The organism is Sphingomonas sp. R1, from assembly GCF_025960285.1.
In the GTDB taxonomy this organism is placed as follows: Bacteria; Pseudomonadota; Alphaproteobacteria; order Sphingomonadales; family Sphingomonadaceae; genus Sphingomonas.
This window is the reverse complement of record NZ_CP110111.1, coordinates 1,871,946-1,888,917: the sequence shown is the minus strand read 5'-3', so window position 1 is coordinate 1,888,917 and position 16,972 is coordinate 1,871,946. Positions and strand designations below refer to the sequence as shown.

General features: G+C 68.1%; 17 protein-coding genes. 7 read left to right on the top strand and 10 right to left on the bottom strand.

All coding sequences use genetic code 11. The features are described from left to right. Positions 1-42 precede the first annotated feature (42 nt). The 3 genes from OIM94_RS09190 (at position 43) to OIM94_RS09180 (ending at position 4,839) form a co-directional block, all read left to right on the top strand. Positions 43-2,835: a DUF3857 domain-containing protein gene (locus OIM94_RS09190; RefSeq protein WP_264609758.1), complete on the top strand. Its 2,793-nt coding sequence runs from the start codon at positions 43-45 to the stop codon at positions 2,833-2,835. 79 nt (positions 2,836-2,914) lie between these two features. After that, positions 2,915-3,865, top strand: coding sequence for a polysaccharide deacetylase (locus tag OIM94_RS09185; protein WP_264609757.1), 951 nt, complete (start codon positions 2,915-2,917; stop codon positions 3,863-3,865). Then, complete coding sequence (locus OIM94_RS09180) at positions 3,862-4,839, top strand: GNAT family N-acetyltransferase (protein WP_264609756.1); 978 nt, start codon at positions 3,862-3,864, stop codon at positions 4,837-4,839. Before OIM94_RS09185 ends, OIM94_RS09180 begins: the two co-directional genes overlap by 4 nt. Here OIM94_RS09180 and OIM94_RS09175 read toward each other — a convergent pair. The 5 genes from OIM94_RS09175 to dnaK form a co-directional block, all read right to left on the bottom strand. Then, positions 4,794-5,171 carry a PRC-barrel domain-containing protein gene (locus tag OIM94_RS09175; protein ID WP_264609755.1) on the bottom strand — a complete coding sequence of 126 codons (378 nt, stop codon included), beginning with the start codon at positions 5,169-5,171 and terminating at the stop codon, positions 4,794-4,796. The genes OIM94_RS09180 and OIM94_RS09175 overlap by 46 nt on opposite strands. 92 nt (positions 5,172-5,263) lie before the next feature. After that, positions 5,264-6,886 (bottom strand): tetratricopeptide repeat protein, encoded by a 1,623-nt coding sequence (locus tag OIM94_RS09170; protein ID WP_264609754.1) that lies wholly within the window; start codon positions 6,884-6,886, stop codon positions 5,264-5,266. An 80-nt stretch (positions 6,887-6,966) separates the two neighbouring features. Continuing rightward, entirely contained in the window at positions 6,967-7,635 is a 669-nt protein-coding gene (locus OIM94_RS09165; protein ID WP_264609753.1) for a spermidine synthase, read from the bottom strand. A 142-nt stretch (positions 7,636-7,777) separates the two neighbouring features. Continuing rightward, entirely contained in the window at positions 7,778-8,896 is a 1,119-nt protein-coding gene (dnaJ, locus tag OIM94_RS09160) for a molecular chaperone DnaJ (RefSeq protein ID WP_264609752.1), read from the bottom strand. Between the two features lie 123 nt (positions 8,897-9,019). After that, on the bottom strand, positions 9,020-10,930 hold the full coding sequence (dnaK, locus tag OIM94_RS09155) for a molecular chaperone DnaK (protein ID WP_264609751.1): 1,911 nt from the start codon (positions 10,928-10,930) through the stop codon (positions 9,020-9,022). 177 nt (positions 10,931-11,107) lie between these two features. Between dnaK and OIM94_RS09150 the strand changes: the two genes are divergently transcribed. After that, entirely contained in the window at positions 11,108-11,545 is a 438-nt protein-coding gene (locus OIM94_RS09150; RefSeq protein WP_264609750.1) for a copper chaperone PCu(A)C, read from the top strand. A gap of 66 nt (positions 11,546-11,611) precedes the next feature. On the opposite strand, the gene OIM94_RS09145 is transcribed toward OIM94_RS09150, so the two are convergent. Both OIM94_RS09145 and OIM94_RS09140 read right to left on the bottom strand, forming a co-directional pair. Continuing rightward, entirely contained in the window at positions 11,612-12,352 is a 741-nt protein-coding gene (locus OIM94_RS09145) for a TorF family putative porin (RefSeq protein WP_264609749.1), read from the bottom strand. Next, positions 12,352-12,774: a hypothetical protein gene (locus tag OIM94_RS09140; protein ID WP_264609748.1), complete on the bottom strand. Its 423-nt coding sequence runs from the start codon at positions 12,772-12,774 to the stop codon at positions 12,352-12,354. Before OIM94_RS09140 ends, OIM94_RS09145 begins: the two co-directional genes overlap by 1 nt. Positions 12,775-12,964: 190 nt before the next feature. Here OIM94_RS09140 and fumC point away from each other — a divergent pair, with 190 nt between their 5' ends. The 3 genes from fumC to gmk all read left to right on the top strand — a co-directional run bounded on the left by fumC (position 12,965) and on the right by gmk (position 15,381). Beyond that, on the top strand, positions 12,965-14,356 hold the full coding sequence (fumC, locus tag OIM94_RS09135; RefSeq protein ID WP_264609747.1) for a class II fumarate hydratase: 1,392 nt from the start codon (positions 12,965-12,967) through the stop codon (positions 14,354-14,356). A gap of 65 nt (positions 14,357-14,421) precedes the next feature. Then, positions 14,422-14,640 carry a hypothetical protein gene (locus OIM94_RS09130; protein ID WP_264609746.1) on the top strand — a complete coding sequence of 73 codons (219 nt, stop codon included), beginning with the start codon at positions 14,422-14,424 and terminating at the stop codon, positions 14,638-14,640. 54 nt (positions 14,641-14,694) lie between these two features. Further along, a complete protein-coding gene (gene gmk, locus OIM94_RS09125) occupies positions 14,695-15,381 on the top strand; it encodes a guanylate kinase (RefSeq protein WP_264609745.1) in 687 nt (228 codons plus the stop codon). A 6-nt stretch (positions 15,382-15,387) separates the two neighbouring features. Here the strand turns inward: gmk and OIM94_RS09120 are convergent, their stop codons facing one another. From OIM94_RS09120 to OIM94_RS09110, 3 genes are read right to left on the bottom strand one after another with little or no spacing between them, the layout of a single operon-like run. Continuing rightward, positions 15,388-16,065: an ATP12 family chaperone protein gene (locus tag OIM94_RS09120; RefSeq protein ID WP_264609744.1), complete on the bottom strand. Its 678-nt coding sequence runs from the start codon at positions 16,063-16,065 to the stop codon at positions 15,388-15,390. Further along, a complete protein-coding gene (locus OIM94_RS09115; protein ID WP_264609743.1) occupies positions 16,062-16,298 on the bottom strand; it encodes a hypothetical protein in 237 nt (78 codons plus the stop codon). The genes OIM94_RS09120 and OIM94_RS09115 overlap by 4 nt, the downstream gene beginning before the upstream one ends. Then, on the bottom strand, positions 16,295-16,954 hold the full coding sequence (locus OIM94_RS09110; RefSeq protein ID WP_264609742.1) for an HAD-IA family hydrolase: 660 nt from the start codon (positions 16,952-16,954) through the stop codon (positions 16,295-16,297). Before OIM94_RS09110 ends, OIM94_RS09115 begins: the two co-directional genes overlap by 4 nt. Between the last annotated feature and the right edge of the window lie 18 nt (positions 16,955-16,972).

The following is a 16,972-nucleotide window of genomic DNA, read 5'->3' as shown; positions in this document are numbered from 1 at the left end:
CCGGTACATTCTTCCCCACGGATATCTGGGGGATTGGGAAGAATGCGGGGGCGTAAGCTGTTGGTGGCCGTGCTGTTGTCCACGGCCGGAGTGGCGCATGCGGGGGACAAGCCGCTCTATCAGGCGGCGCCGGGCTGGGTGAAGGCGGCGCCGGCGCCCGATCCCAAGCGCACGGCGGAAAGCGATCCGATGATCGTGCTGTTCGACGAGCAGGCACGGATCGCCGACGGGCAGGTATGGACCTATTTCGACCAGGCGCAGCGCGTCGTCTCGGCACAGATGCTGAGCAATGTCGGCACGGTCACGCTGCCCTGGCAGCCGGACGCTGGCGACCTCATTATCCACCGGGTCGAGATCATCCGCGGCGGCGAGCGGATCGACCTGGTCGCCGCCGGTCAACGCTTTCAGGTGCTGCGCCGCGAGCAGCAGCTGGAGCAGTGGCAGATCAACGGCACACTCACCGCCAGCCTGGCGGTCGAGGGTCTGCGCGTCGGCGACGTGCTGCGGCTCAGCTATTCGACGACGCACAAGGATGCGGCGCTGCAGGGCAATGCCCAGGCGTTCCTGCCGCTATTCGCCGATCCGATGCGCGCCCAGTTCGCCCGCGCCCGCCTTTCCTGGCCGAAAAGCAGCAAGCTCGGCTGGAAGGTGCACATGGCGGGCAATGCGGCCAAGCCGGTGACCGAGGGCGATGACCAGCTGATCGACATTGCCATGCCGCTGGCAAAGCAGCCCGAAATTCCCGCCGACGCACCGCCGCGGTTCAAGCCGATGACGCTGATCGAGGCATCGAGCTATGCCGACTGGCAGGCCGTATCGAAGGTGATGGCGCCGCTCTATCGCACCGAGGGGCTGATCGCAGCCGGCAGCCCGCTCGCCGCCGAAGTGGCGAAGATACGCGACAAATCGCCCGATGCACGCACTCGCGCGGCGCTTGCGTTGCGGCTCGTGCAGGACGATGTCCGCTATCTGTTCGTCGGGATGGACGGCGGCAGCTACACGCCGCAGGCGCCAGCCGAGACCTGGTCGCGCCGCTATGGCGACTGCAAGGCCAAGACGTTGCTGCTGCTGGCGCTGCTGCGGGCGCTGGACATCCAGGCGGAGCCGGTGCTCGCCAACACCGAGGCGGGCGACGTGGTGCCTGCGCGCCTGCCGGCGCCGGGCGCGTTCAACCATGTGCTGGTCCATGCGACGATCGACGGCCAGAGCCTGTGGCTGGACGGCACCAGCAGCGGTGCGCGGATTGCCGATCTTGGCGATGTGCCGCCGTTCCGCAACGTGCTGCCGGTACGGCCGGACGGCGCCGCGCTGATGGCGCTGCCGGTGCGTGCGCCCGGGCGGCCGACCTTCGAAGCGGATATCGACATGGACCAGCGCGCCGGCCTCGACCTGCCGACGCCGTTCACGATCCAGCTGCTGGTGCGCGGCCCGCTGGCCGAAGCGATCCACGCCGGATCGGGCCAGGCGACCAAGGAACAGCTCGACCAGATGGCGACCAGCTTCGCCAGCGGCTTCCTCAGCGATTCGCTGATCGCCGATCGCAGCATCGCCTATGATGCCGAGTCCGCCAGCGCGACGATCCGCATCCGCGGCATCGCGGGCTCGCCGTGGCATCGGGAGGACGGCCGGCTGCGCGCGGTGCTCGACAAGACGATCAGCAGCCTTTCGTTCGAGCCGGATCGGGCCCGCCCCGAATGGCAGGACATCCCCGTGGCGGTGAACGAGAATGGCAGCGCCGTGGCGCGCTGGCGGATCCGATTGCCGGCCGGCAAGGGCTTCACCTTCGATGGCGACCAGACCCTCCCCGCGACGCTGGCGGGCCGTGCCCTGTCGCGCAAGGTGACGCTGGGCGAGGGCGAACTGCGGATCGAGGATCGCAGCAGCCCCGATCTGGCGGAGGTGGCGCCCGCCAAGGTTGCCGAGACCAAGGCGCAGGTCGCACTCGCCAAGACGCGGTTGCTCACCGCGCTGGCGCCGGAGAATACCGCACCGCGCTGGAAGACGGTGATGGAGGCCAAGCGCAGCGGTGCGCTCAAGCCGCTGCTGGACGTCTATGCCGCGGCGATCGCGGCCAATCCCAAGGAGGTCGAGCCCTGGAGCAGCCGCGCCAATTTCCACGCCGGCATCTGGGAGTGGAAGGCCGCGCTGGCCGATCTCGATCACGCCATCGGCATCCAGCCGAGCGTGGCGCTGTACAGCCAGCGCGCGGGCATCAAGTCGGCAATGGGCGACGACAAGGGGGCGCTTGCCGACGCGCAGGCGGCGAAGACGCTCGATCCGGGCGATAGCGGCGTTGCAAGCCTGCTCGCGACCTACACCGCCAATGCCGGCCAGCCGGACGCTGCCGTGCAGATGGCGGCCGAGCGGGTCGCCCGCGGCGGCAGCGAACGGAACGGGTTCGTCGCGCTGCAGGCGCAGCTGCTGGGTGATTCGGGCCATGCCGCCGATGCGGTGGCGGTGCTCGATCCGGTGATCGCCAAGGCACCGGGCAATGCGATGCTGCTGAACAGCCGCTGCTGGATCAAGGGGACGGGGAATATCGGCCTGGACGGTGCGCTGAAGGATTGCACCAAGGCGATCGAGCTGGCCGAACAGCCTGCCTCGATCCTCGATAGCCGCGCCATGGTCTATTTCCGCATGGGGCGGATGGACGATGCCCTCGCCGATCTCAACGCCGCGCTGGACGTCGCACCGCTGCAGAGCTCCAGCCTGTTCCTGCGCGGGGTGATCCGCGGCAAGACCGGCGACAAGGCGGCGGCGGAGGATCTGGCGGCGGCGCGGATGATCTGGCCGCGGGTCGATGGCGACTATGCCCGGTTCGGGATCAAGCCTTGAGGCTTTCGTGAATTCTTCATGATGGCTGGGCTAGGCCGGATCTCGACCGGCCCCGGGCGGGGCGCGAGCGAGACCCGGCATGCCCCTTGTGTTCCTGACGATCGATACCGAGCTGATGTGGCGCCACCACGTCGCCGGTCTCGATCCGGCGGAAATGGTCGCGCGGTCCTTCGAACCGGCAGGCGTGGGCGTCGGCTGGCAGCTCGAGCGGCTGGCGGCGCACGGCCTGAAGGCCTGTTTCTTTGTCGATCCGATGCCGGCGCTGGTGCACGGGCTCGCCCCGATCACCGCCGTGATTCAGGCGATCCGGGCGGCGGGGCAGGAAGTGCAGCTGCACTTGCACCCCAACTGGACTGGCGCCTGCGCGCGCGATCGCACCCGGCTGCCGGGCCGGTTCGAGCTGATCGATTATGGCCCGGCGGAACAGGCACGCCTGATCGCCCAGGCCCGGACGCTGCTGATGCAGGCGGGCGCACCCGCGCCGATCGCGTTTCGCGCCGGCAGCTATGCCGCCAATGATGCGACGCTGACGGCGCTTGCCGCGCAGGGCTTTGTCTATGATTCCAGCCATGACGGCTCCGAACATCCCTGGCCGAGTGCGATCGGGCTCGCCCCCCGCCACATCGCGCCGGTGCTGCACCAGGGCATGATCGAAGTGCCGGTGACGTTGATCGACGCCGGCGCGCGACTGCGCCATTTTCAGATATGTGCGCTGTCGGTGCGCGAGATGCAGGCGGCGCTCGATCATGCCGTGCGGGCGCGCCATGCGGCGGTGACGATCGTGAGCCATGGCTTCGAACTCGCCAACCGTGCCGGCACCCGGCCCAATGGGGTGCATGTCCGCCGCTTCGAAGCACTGTGCCGGATGCTGGCGGCGCGGCGCGCGGTGCTGCCCACCGCACATTTCGCCGATCGCCCACTGCTGCCGCTCCACCAGACGGATGCGCCGCTCGTCTCCAGCTATCTGCGGACCAGCCTGCGCCAGGCCGAGCAGCTCTGGTCCAATCTGATCGAGGAGCGGGCGGGGTGAGCGCCGTCGTCCCGGTGCCGCTGCGCTTCATGATCGGCGCGCGCACGCTGCTCACGCTGCGGCCCCGGCTGGTGCGAGTGGCGCTCACGTTGCGCGAGGCACGCGAGGGGCAGCCTGCCGCCCTCCCGCGTCTGCCGGCAGACGCGCAGGGATATCTGCTCACCTCGCTGCCCGAAGCCCAGATCGCCGCGATGCGGAGCGAGGGCATGCTGGCCCTGGTTCGGCAGCGCTACACGCGCAGCTTCGTGGACCTTTCCGCCGGCTTCGATCACTGGTTCAGCGGGCTTTCCGGCAACACGCGCCAGGGGTTGAAGCGAAAGGCCAAGCGGCTCGCGGCGGCGTCCGGCGGGGCGCTCGACATACGGCGTTTTCGGTCGCCCGACGAACTGGCCGCCTTCCATCCGGTCGCGCGGGCGCTGTCGGCACGCACCTATCAGGAGCGCCTACTGGGGGCAGGCCTGCCAGAGGATCTCGCGATGTTGCAGCAACGCGCAGCATGCGATGCGGTGCGTGCGTGGCTGCTCTATCTGCGGGCGCGGCCGATTGCCTATCTCTGCTGCACGGCGGTTGGCGATACGCTGCTCTACAGCCATGTCGGCCATGATCCCGACGCGGCGGCGCTGTCGCCCGGCGCCGTGCTGCAGCTGGAGGCGCTGCGTGACCTTTTCGAGGATCGTTTCAGCTGGTTCGACTTCACCGAGGGCGAGGGGCAGCACAAGCGCCAGATGGCCAGCGGCGGCATCGCTTGTGTCGACCTGTTGCTGCTACGCCCCAGGCTCGCCAACCGGTTGCTGCTGACGGCCTTGGGCGGCTTCGACGCCAGTATCGCCTTCGCGAAACGTGCGGTACGATGGGTGGGTGTCGAGGCGATGGCGCGGGGTCTGCGGCGGGGCGCCCGCGCCCCGGCCGCAGCGCCGGCGGGTTCGCCTCAATCCAATGGTACGCGGTCCACGCGGGCAGCGGAAAGGCCGTAATAGTTCGAGACGCGATCGGCATAGGCCTGGGTGAATTCGGGCGCGTTGCTTGCCCAGCTCGGCCCGCCTTCGAGCACGCGGCGGTCGATCGTGACCACATAATCGTCGCCCGTCACGTCGTAGGACACGAGTTCGAAAGGCAGGGGGTAATAGCTCTTGCCCATGCCCAGGAAGCCGCCGAGGCTGAGGACGGCGTACAGCGTGCGACCGCTGCCCTTCTCCACCATGAAGGCCTGTACCTGCCCCAGCGAGTCCCCATCGCGGCTACGCACCTTGAGCCCTTCGACGCGGGCGGTGACGAGCAGGCTGGTGGTTTCGGGCGAATCGGACATCAACGGCATTCCTTCTGGACACATGCTTGCTGCGCGAGGAATGCACGAGCCCGCCCCGTCGTTCCGCAGACGGGATGACTCTTGGGGAAGGCTCAGCGCTGCCCGATGGCGGCGGTAGCGGCGGCGCGCTCTGCCGGCGTCATGCGGCGCTCCAGGGCCGCTGCGGCATTCGGTGCCGCCGCATGGCGCAGCGCCGCAGCGCGCTTCAGCCATAGCCAGGCCTGCACCACCTCCCGGTCGCCGCCCTCCCCCTGGATCTGCATCGCCGCGAGGTCGACCATGCCGTCGGCGTCGCCGCGCCGTGCCCCCTGCTCGAACCAGCGGCGGGCGGCGCCTGCGTCGCGGGCGACCTGCTTGCCCTCGTAGAAATAGGTGCCGAGCGCGGTCATCGCGCTCGCGCTGCCGGCGAGCGCAGCGCGCTTGTAGAGGCCGAGAGCGTCCCCGGCATTTGCAGCAACGCCCTGCCCGAGATCATACGCGCGGGCCAGCGCATACAGGGCGTCGGGATTTTCGTGGCGGGCTGCCGCGCGGTACCAGGCGAGCGCTTCCGCCGGGTTGGCCCTCACGCCGTCACCGGCTTCCAGCAAGCGGGCCAGCGCTACCTGCGCGGCGGGCAGGTCGAGCCTGGCCGCCTCGCGGTAATAGGCGGCCGCTTTGGCAGGATCGCGCGGCACGTCGACCCCATCGCGATACAGGTCGCCGAGCATCTTGGCGGCGGGCACATGCCCCACCGCCAACGCGCGGGCGAACCATTTGCGGGATTCCGCTGCGTCCCTGGCAATGCCGCCATAGCCGGAGCGGTACATGTTGCCGAGGATCACCGAGGCCTCGCCCGAGGCGGTGTTGAGCTCGGGCACGCCGGGGTTGAACATCGGCGTGTCGGTGATCGGGCTGAAGCGGGCGGTGGCCGCCTTTTCCAGCCAGCGGATGCCTGCGGCCGGATCGCGCAGCGCCGGCGGACCCATCAACAGCAGCTTGCCGATATACAGTGCCGCCTCGTCGCCCCCGGCGGCCAAAGGAAGCTTGTTGGCGGCACGCTTGAACCAGATCAGGGATTCGGCAAATCGCCGCTGGTCGAACAGCAGGAGCGCGATCGGCAGCGTGTCGTCATGGGCGATGCGCGAGGCGGCGGTATTGGTCTTTGTGGTTGGCCCGGCGAATTCGATGGGGATGCTCGACGGGCGGCCGGACACCTCCGCGCTGCCGCTGTTGGGCTGATAGCGCGCGGCACAGGCGGCCGCGACATCGTCGGCCGACGCAGGGCTCTGCGCAACGGTGCCGGTGCTTGCCGCCTCCGCGCTGCCGTCTGCACCTGCATCGGCGGTATAGCCTGCGGAGGCGAGCAGGCCGGAATAGAGGATGGAGGCGCCGAAGCGGCTCTTCGGTGGCTTGGGCAGCGGCGCACCCGGCGGCACCAGCGGCGGCGCGCCATAGTCCGGGTTTCGCGGCAGCCGCGTGGGCAGGAACACCGGCGGTCCCAGCACGCCGTTCGTGGCAGCGGCGCCGTTCAGGGCGGCGAAATAGGGATTGCGCGCGAGGATCTCGCAGGTCGCCCAGCGCGGGGCCTCCGCGGCCGGCATGCGCTGACCGCGAACGATGAGTTCGTCCTGCTTCTTTGCCTCCGCGGTCTGCCCGGTAGCGGGCGGTGCGAGAAAAACGCTGCTGCCGGCAAGCAACAGCACGGCCATGCCGCCGAACGTCCGATCCGTCCCCATGGTCCTGCCTCGCATTGCGCCGAAGCGCGGTGGGCCTTGGGACGAACTAGGTCAGAAGCGCGGGCGCTTGTCCAGCGGGATCACCTGCGCTTGCCGAACCAGATCACGTGGCGCGGGCCCTTGCCGTTCTGGCGGGCGCGGACGGCGACTTCCTCGACCTGGAACCCGCTGTCGCGCATCCTGCGAGCGAAGGCCGGGTCGGGCGCTGCCGACCACACCGCGAGGATGCCGCCGGGGCGGAGCGCTTGCCTCGCGAAATCGAGGCCGCGCATCGAATAGAGGCTGTCGTTGCCCACCCGGGTCAGCCCGTCGGGGCCGTTGTCGACGTCGAGCAGGATCGCGTCATAGGCATTCTGCCCGTCGGCGATCACCCGCCCGACATCGTCGAACACCACCTTCACGCGCGGATCGTCGAGGCACCCGTTGGTGAGCGCCGCCATCGGCCCGCGCGCCCAGTCGACGATCTTGGGGACGAGTTCGGCCACCGTTACCCTGGCGTTGCCACCGAGCACGCCAAGCGCCGCGCGGAGCGTGAAGCCCATGCCGTATCCGCCGATCAGCACCCGCGCCTCGCGCTTGCCGAGCCGTTCGAGCGTCATCACCGCCAGCGCTTCTTCCGAACCGCTCATCCGGCTGTTCATCAGCTCATTGCGCTCGAGCACGATCATGTGATCGTCGCCCCGGCGGAACAGCCGCAGCGGTTCGCCGCCGGGGACGTCGGCGGTATCGAGCAGTTCGCGGGGCGTCATGCGACAACCTTTTTGCTGTCATCCCGGCGGAAGCCGGGATCCATTCGGCACTCCGGTCCGGCAAGAGCCGTGACGGTGACCCCAATGGATTCCGGCTTTCGCCGGAATGACGGCTGGTAGGACGGACCCACTGCTTCCAAGCTCAACCGAGCGCCGCCTTCAGCTTGGCGAAGAAGCCGCTCGACTGCGGGCATTCCTCGCCCGTTTCGGTCTTGCGGAATTCCTCGAGCAGTTCGCGCTGCTTGGCCGTCAGCTTGGTCGGCGTCTCGACCTCCAGCCGCACGACGAGGTCGCCGCGGCCGCGTCCCTGCAGCACCGGCATGCCGGCGCCGCGATGGCGCATCTCGCGTCCGGACTGGGTGCCGGCGTGGATCTTGATCACATGCTCTTCGCCATCGAGCCCCGGAATGCGGATCTCGCCGCCCAGTGCCGCGGTGGTGAAGCTGATCGGCGCATTGGCGTACAGCGTCGTGCCCTGGCGCTCGTAGAGCGAATGGCGCGTCACATGGAGGAAGATGTAGAGATCGCCCGCCGGTGCCCCGCGCGCGCCGGCCTCGCCCTCGCCGGTCAGGCGGATGCGGGTGCCTTCGTCGACGCCGGGCGGAATCTCGATCTTGAGCGTCTTGGTCTTGTCGGTCCGGCCCTCGCCGCGGCAGCTGCGGCAGGGCTCGGCGATCACCTCGCCGGCGCCGTGGCAGGTGGGGCAGGTGCGCTCGACCATGAAGAAGCCCTGCTGCGCGCGCACCTTGCCGTGGCCGGCGCAGGTGGTGCAGGTCTTGGCCTTGGTGCCGGGCGTGGCACCCGAGCCGTTGCAGCTGTCGCAGGGGCCAGAGACGTCGATGGTGATGTCGGTCGAATGGCCGTGGAACGCCTGCTCGAGCGAGATTTCCATGTCGTAGCGCAGGTCCGCGCCGCGCCGCTGGGGCCGGCCGCCGCCGCGCCCGCCGCCCATGAATTCGCCGAACACGCTTTCGAAAATGTCGCTGAACGCGCCGAAATCGCCCTGGCCGCCGGCATGGCCGCCGCCGCCGTTCTGGAACGCGGCATGGCCGAAGCGGTCGTACGCCGCGCGCTTCTGGGGATCCTTCAGGCAGTCATAGGCTTCGCTGATCGCCTTGAACTTCGCCTCGGAATCCTTGCACCCGGCATTCTTGTCCGGGTGATATTTCATCGCGAGCTTGCGGTAGGACGACTTGATCGTCGCATCGTCCGCGCTGCGCTCGACTTCGAGCAGTTCGTAATAATCGACTTCGGTGGTCATCCAGCAAGCCCTCTCCCCATCAAGGGACAGGGAGAGAGACCAAGCCGATGCCGGATCGCATCGACCATGCCCGCTCCCCCCATCCCCGGCCCTCTCCCCGGCGGGGAGAGGGAGGGGCGTTCGTTACGCCTTGTTGTCGTCCACTTCCGAGAACTCGGCGTCGACCACTTCCTCGCCACCGGCTTCGCTGCCGGCCGCGGCGCCCGCGTTCGGCGAGGAGTTTTCGGCAGCCTGCTTCTCGTAGATCGCCTGGCCGAGCTTCATCGCCACCTGGGCGAGGTTCTGGGCCTTGGCGGTCATCGCATCGGCATCGCCGCTCTCGATCGCCGACTTGGTCTCGGCGATCGCCGCCTCGATCTCGCCCTTCAGCGCCGCGTCGACCTTGTCGCCATTCTCCTGGAGCTGGCGCTCCGTCGTGTGGACGAGGCTTTCGGCGTTGTTCTTGGCTTCCGCCGCGGCACGACGCTTCTTGTCTTCCTCGGCAAACTTCTCGGCATCGCGCACCATCTGCTCGATGTCGCCGTCCGAAAGGCCGCCCGAGGCCTGGATGCGGATCTGCTGTTCCTTGCCGGTGCCCTTGTCCTTGGCGGACACGTTGACGATGCCGTTGGCGTCGATGTCGAAGGTGACTTCGATCTGCGGCACGCCGCGTGGTGCCGGCGGGATGCCGACCAGGTCGAACTGGCCGAGCATCTTGTTGTCGGCCGCCATCTCGCGCTCGCCCTGGAAGACGCGGATCGTCACCGCCTGCTGATTGTCATCGGCAGTCGAATAGACCTGGCTCTTCTTGGTCGGGATCGTGGTGTTGCGATCGATCATGCGGGTGAACACGCCGCCCAGCGTCTCGATGCCGAGGCTCAGCGGGGTCACGTCGAGCAGCAGCACGTCCTTGACGTCGCCCTGGAGCACGCCCGCCTGGATCGCCGCGCCGATCGCGACGACTTCGTCCGGGTTCACGCCGGTGTGCGGCTCCTTGCCGAAGAAGTCCTTCACGATCTGGCGGACCTTGGGCATGCGGGTCATGCCGCCGACGAGCACGACCTCGTCGATCGCATCGGCCTTGACGCCAGCATCGGCCAGCGCCTTGCGGCACGGCTCGAGGGTGCGCTTGATCAGGTCATCGACCAGCCGCTCGAGATCGGCGCGGGTGATGTTCTTCACCAGATGCTTCGGACCGTTCTGGTCGGCGGTGATGAAGGGCAGGTTGACCTCGGTGGTCTGCGCCGAGCTCAGCTCGATCTTCGCCTTCTCTGCCGCTTCCTTCAGGCGCTGCAGCGCCAGCTTGTCCTTGGTCAGGTCGATGCCTTCGACCTTCTTGAACTCGTCGGCCAGATACTGGACGATCGTCGAGTCGAAGTCCTCGCCGCCGAGGAAGGTGTCGCCGTTGGTCGCCTTCACCTCGAACACGCCGTCGCCGATTTCGAGGACGGAGATGTCGAAGGTGCCGCCGCCAAGGTCATAGACCGCGATGGTCTTGTTGTTGTCCTTGTCGAGGCCATAGGCGAGCGCCGCCGCGGTCGGCTCGTTGATGATGCGCAGCACTTCGAGGCCAGCGATCTTGCCGGCGTCCTTGGTCGCCTGGCGCTGGGCGTCGTTGAAATAGGCCGGCACGGTGATCACGGCCTGCGTCACGCTCTCGCCGAGGTAGGATTCGGCGGTTTCCTTCATCTTCTGCAGGATGAAGGCCGAGATCTGCGACGGGCTGTATTCTTCGCCGCCGGCCTTGACCCATGCGTCGCCGTTCGGACCGCGCGCGATCGTGTAGGGCACCAGCTCGGTGTCCTTCTTGGTCACGGGGTCGTCGAAGCGGCGGCCGATCAGGCGCTTCACCGCGAAGATGGTGCTGTCCGGGTTGGTCACCGCCTGGCGCTTGGCCGGCTGGCCGATCAGCCGCTCGCCATCCTTGGCGAAGGCGACGATCGACGGCGTGGTGCGTGCGCCTTCGACATTCTCGATGACCTTGGGCTTGCCGCCTTCCATCACGGCGACGCAGCTGTTGGTCGTGCCCAGGTCGATACCGATAACTTTAGCCATGGTCCTCGTTGGCCCCCACAATCGAAACAAAAGGGTTTAAAAGCGTTATCCGGATTCCGGCCCCAGAAGAGGCGACCGCCGTCCAGATGTCCGAGGGGGGATATAGGTGCGTCGTGCCTTGCCGCAAGACGGCAGGGTTTCTACAAGATTTCCCAAATCAAAGAGGGAGGATGGCGAATGCGCACTCTGGCGGGGCTTTTGACGGTTCTGGTGCTGGGGGCGTGCTCGCCCCAGGCGGACGGCGTGAAGGTGGACGGCGCCTGGATCCGCTTGCCCGCCGTGGCCGGCCAGCCGGGGGCGGCGTATTTCACACTGCATGGCGGCCGCGAGGCGGAAACGCTCGTGTCCGTGTCCACGCGCGCCGCGGACCGCGCCGAAATGCATGACAGCACCAAGGATGTCGGCGGCATCGTCAAGATGACCCAGATCGCCAGCCTGGATCTGCCGGTGGGCACTCAGGTGAAGTTCGCCCCGGGCGGGAAGCATGTCATGCTGTTCGGCGTGGTCTCGAACGTCCACGCCGGCGAGAAAGTGCCGCTGACGTTGCGCTTCGCCAGCGGCCACCAGGTGACGGCGGTTGCGGACGTCGCGGTGCCCGGCGGCGAGGCACGCTAGAAGACCTTTGCAGGTTTCTTTGTCCCCCTCCCGCATGCGGCAGGGGGACGAGAGGTGCACAGGGTTTTAGAACGACAGCCGCGCGCGGCCCAGCACGCGGTTGCCCGCGTGCCGCAGGTCCGCATAGGGCGAGGATACGGCGCGATGTGTGTCGATGTCCGTGCCGACATAATCGACCCCCAGCGTCAGCGGGCCGGTGACATGTTCCACCCCGATCCGCCAATCGGTGTAGTCGCCGGCGGGGCGCAGGCGGGCGGCGCGTGCATCGTCGGTGCTTCCCGTCGTATGGCCCACCGCGCCGGAGACGGTGAACGGCGTCGACGGGATGCCGACCGCGGCGCCCGCATGCACATAGAGATTGTCGCCGCCGATCGGTCCCTGGTCCGGCGCATAGACCGCGCCGCCGTTCAGGCGCAGCGGGCCGAACGAGAAGTTGCCGTCCGCGCCGACTTCGACATAGTCCATGTTGCGGGCAGCGCCGGTGAAGACATGGCCGGTGACGAACCCGCGCAGATTGACCGCGCCGATGCCGAAGCGGCGCCCGGCCTCCAGATCGAACACGGTGTCCGCCCCGGCATGCCGGCTGGACTCACGCACAATCGCCACCCGCGCCGAAGCATCGAAGCCGAGAATGCCCGCCGCGGCGTCGGCCGAAGCGCTTAGCTGGTTCTCGCTCCAGCTGAGGCCGCGTCGGCTTTCGTCCGTCGATAGTTCGACGCCGCCTGAAACCTTGGGCAGCACCTGTGCCTGGGCGGCGAGTGGGCAAGCGAGCGCCGCAAGCGCGGCGAGGGGTAGCGGGATACGCATCAACTGGTACCGGTTCCTATCTGGTCGAGTTCGGCGCGCAGCACCCGGTCATCCTGGCCGGCGAGCGCTTCCACGGCGCCTCGCATGTCCCTGGTTGCGCTGGCAATGTCCTTTGTGATGGCGGCGCGGTTGGCGGTGCACCAGCCGGGACGACTGCCGGCGGCGATAGCATCCTTCCGCAGCGCGCGCTGCAGCGTGCCGGATGCGTGCTGGGCCCGGCGATCCACCATCAGATCGACCTGCCATCGGCAGCGCAGCGTCGAGCTTCGGCCGCCCGGACCGGCCACGCCGAGCTGCGTTTGGCGAATGTCGAGGCGGGGCCGATACTCGGCGTGGACCGGGCCGGCGGGATGGTCGATGCGCACGCGGTGCGGGATTTCGGAGGGAGGGGCGGCGAACAGAAGCCCCAGAACGAGGATCATGGCTCTTCTCCTGCGGTCGCCCCGGCTGTCGCCGCCGGTGGCCGGCCGTCTTTGCGCGCGGTGCGTTCATCAAGGCAAGTTACCAAGTGTTTCCGGCAGCTTGGCAGCCAACGCTGCCGATACAGCCATCGTACGGCTTGTGGGGACGGGCAGCAGGCCTACATCGCGCAGGAACAAGCGGAGAAAAGCAGTGACGAGCACGCGCACCGAAACCGATTCGATCGGCGCGATCGAGGTTCCCGCCGACGCCTATTGGGGCGCGCAGACCCAGCGATCGATCCAGAACTTCCCGTTCGGGACCGAGGAGCGGATGCCGATCGGCATCGTCCACGCGCAAGCCATCGTGAAGCAGGCAGCGGCGCGCGTAAACGTGAAGCACGGGCTCGACCCCAGGATCGCGCAGGTGATCGACCAGGTCGCGCAGGAAGTGATCGACGGCAAGCTCGACGACCAGTTCCCGCTGGTGATTTGGCAGACCGGCAGCGGCACCCAGACCAACATGAACGTCAACGAGGTGATTGCCGGCCGCGCCAACGAGATCCTCACGGGAAATCGCGGCGGCAAGAACCCCATCCATCCCAACGATCACGTCAACATGGCGCAGTCGTCGAACGACAGCTTCCCGACCGCGCTGCACATCGCCGCCGCCCGGGCAGTGACGCTGGACCTGTTCCCGGCGCTGGAGCGGCTGCACACCGCGCTCGACCGCAAGGCGCACGATTGGGACCATATCGTCAAGATCGGCCGCACCCACCTCCAGGACGCGACGCCGCTGACGCTGGGCCAGGAATTCTCCGGCTATGCCGCGATGCTCGCCTCGGCGCGGGCGCGGTTCCAGAGCGTGCTCGAGCTGGACATCTTCAAGCTGGCGCTGGGCGGCACGGCGGTGGGCACGGGACTCAATTCCCCGCCACACTATGCCGAGGACGTGGCGGCGGAGATCGCCAAGATCACCGGGTTGCCCTTCGTCTCGGCGGCCAACAAGTTCGAGATGCTGGCGACCAAGGACCAGCTGGTGAACCTGTCGGGCGTCTGCAACACGCTGGCGGTCTCGCTCACCAAGATCGCCAACGACATCCGGCTGCTGGGCTCGGGCCCGCGCTCGGGGCTGGGCGAGCTGGAGCTGCCGGCGAACGAGCCGGGCAGCTCGATCATGCCGGGCAAGGTCAACCCGACCCAGAGCGAATCGCTGACGATGGTCGCCGCGCAGGTGATCGGCAATCACGCGGCCGTCACCGTGGGCGGCATGCAGGGTCATTTCGAACTCAACGTCTTCAAGCCGCTGATCGGTGCCAATGTGCTGCGCTCGATCACCCTCATGGCGATCGGCATGACCAACTTCGCCGAGCGTGCGGTGGACGGCGCGGTCGCGAACGAGGCGCGGATCAAGGAACTGGTCGATCGCTCGCTGATGCTGGTAACCGCGCTGGCCCCGGCGATCGGCTATGACAACGCCGCAAAGATCGCCAAGAACGCGCATGAGAAGGGCCTTACGCTAAAGGAATCGGGGCTGGCGCTCGGGCTGGTCGACGAAGCGACCTTCGACCAATTCGTCCGCCCCGAGACGATGATCGGCCGGTAACGAACTGCGGCGAGCGGCGGGAACGCCGCCGCCGCACCACCGTTCTTGCGACGAAGGAGAAGACGATGATCGGCAAGTTGATTGCGGGCTGGATCGGCAGCAAGATCGACCAGCGGGACGGCGAGGGCGGCACCCTGGGTGCGGTCGTTGGCGTCGCGACCTGGGAAGTCGCCAAGCGCGTGGTGCCGGCGGCATTTGTGCTCGGCGCGGGCGCGATGGGTGCCGCCTATCTCAAGCGCAAGCTTACCACCGAGCACGGTCCCGATACGGGCCTCGGCGCGTGATGCGCTGCGGCACTCGGGCTTGACGGCCCGGGTGTCGCTACGCCAAAGGCCCGCATGGCCCATACGCACCAGAACGACCCGCATGGATTCCATCGCCGCGGGGTTTTGTTTGTCCTTTCCTCGCCCTCGGGCGCCGGCAAGTCGACGATCGCCCGCAAGCTGCTTGCGGCCGAACCCGACCTTGCGGTCTCCGTATCGGTCACGACCCGCGAGCCACGTCCGGGTGAGGTGAACGGGGTCGACTATACGTTCGTCGACGTCGAGCGGTTCCGCGAGATGGTCTCACAGCACCATTTCATCGAATGGGCGCACGTCTTCAAGCATCGCTACGGCACGCCCAAGGGGCCGGTCGATGCGGTGCTCGCCACCGGCCGCGACATGCTGTTCGACATCGACTGGCAGGGCGCGCAGCAGCTCCACCAGACGATGGGCGGCGACGTGGTGCGCGTGTTCATCCTGCCGCCGTCGATGGCCGAACTCCACCGCCGCCTCGAAGGTCGCCAGACCGATTCGCCCGAGGTGATCGCTCACCGCATGGCGCGCGCCTCGAACGAGGTGAGCCACTGGGACGGCTATGACTATGTCCTGGTCAACGACGATGCCGACAAATGCTTCGAGGCGGTCCACACCATCCTCAAGGCCGAGCGCCTCAAGCGCTCGCGCCAGACCGGCCTGATCGGCTTCATCCGCGGCCTGATGAAGCGCGGCGACCCGACCGGGGAATCTTCCGACGTCCTTTGAGGCGCCTTAGAGAAGGCTGAGAAATCGTACCGCTGCGTCGAAATCGGCGCGGCGGACGTTGCGCGCGCGCGTGGCGAGCTCGTCCTCGCCCCATTGCTCCGCCTGCCAGTCTTCGTCGAGCTGGGCCGCGCGCCACACGGTGTCGCGATCGGCCGCGCCTTCCAGCAGCGCCAGCGCCGCGACCAGCGAGCCGCTGATCGTCACCACCGGGCTCAGCGCCGCGAGACGGAACGGATCGAGCGCCGCGACCACCTCCTGCAGCCGTGCGATCGTCGCGGGCGGCTGGGGGCGGTGCATGATGCCCGCCGTTGTCTCGAAATGTGCGTCGTAGCGGGTGCGTGCCCAGTCGAGCAGCGGATCCCACTGGGCGGCCTGGCGCTCGACAAGCGGTTCCGGCATTTCCGCGCGGTAGCAGAGCAGATCGCTTTCGCCATAGCGGGCGAGGTCCGCCGCGAAGGGCGCAGGGTTCGGCGCGATCTGGTCGATCGCAGCGTTGGCGAGGCCGGTCAGCGGCATGGCGCGCGGATCGAGCTCGTCGCCGACACTGCGCCACTCCTCGGCCACCGCTTCGGCCAGCTGGGGCGTCGGCAGCGTCAGCAGCGCGCGGGCAGGGGTGCGGACCGGGCGGCCATCGAGTTCGATCGCGCCGTCAGCGATCGTCACGGTCTTCCAGAAACGTTTCATGCGTCGGGGGGTGTCCTCCAGCGGCGGGCGAGCATCTTGGGGATCGCCGCCATGACCCAGAACGAGGCGAGCATCAGTGCGATGCCCAGCATCGTCAGTTCGGTGGTGTGCGAGCGACCCAGGAGGAGCAGTGCCAGCACCGCGCCGGCCACCCCCACCAGATTGGCGCCCATCATCAGGAAATAGCGATTGCGCGCGAGGCGATCGGCGTCGGTCACAGAGCCTCCAGTCACAGGGCCTCCAGATGCGCCGGAATCGCCGACGCATGCTCCACGACCCGCACTGCGCCGGCCGCGTGCAGATCATGGGGGGTGTGGTAGCCCCATGCAACACCCAGGGGATGCGCTCCGGCTGCGACGGCCATCGCCATGTCGAAGCTGGTATCGCCGATCATCACCGTGGTTTGCGGGGCCGCGCCTGCTTCGGCGATCGCGGTCTCGATCATCGAGGGGTGCGGCTTGGAGGGGTGCCGGTCGGCGGTCTGCAGCGTGACGAAGCGCTGGCGCAGGCCATGGGCTTCGAGCACCCGGATCAGCCCGCGATCCGACTTGCCGGTGGCAACGCCGAGCAGCCAGCCATTCGCATCCAGCGTCTCGATCGCTTCGAGGATGCCGTCATAGAGCGGCTCGTCCTCGATATGGCCCGAGGTACGCAGCGCGAAATAGGCGCGCTTATAGTCCTCGGCGAGAAGGCGGTGGAGATCATCCTCCGCCTCCGGCAGCAGCTGGGCGATCGCCTCGACCAGGCTGAGACCCACGATCCGACGGATCGCGGCGCGGGCCGGGGGCTCGAGCTTCTGGCCGGCGAAGCAATGCTCCATGGCGAGGCAGATGCTCGCCTGACTGTCGACCAGCGTGCCGTCGCAATCGAACAAGGCGAGGCGGTTCATCGCTGCTTGCCGGCCGCC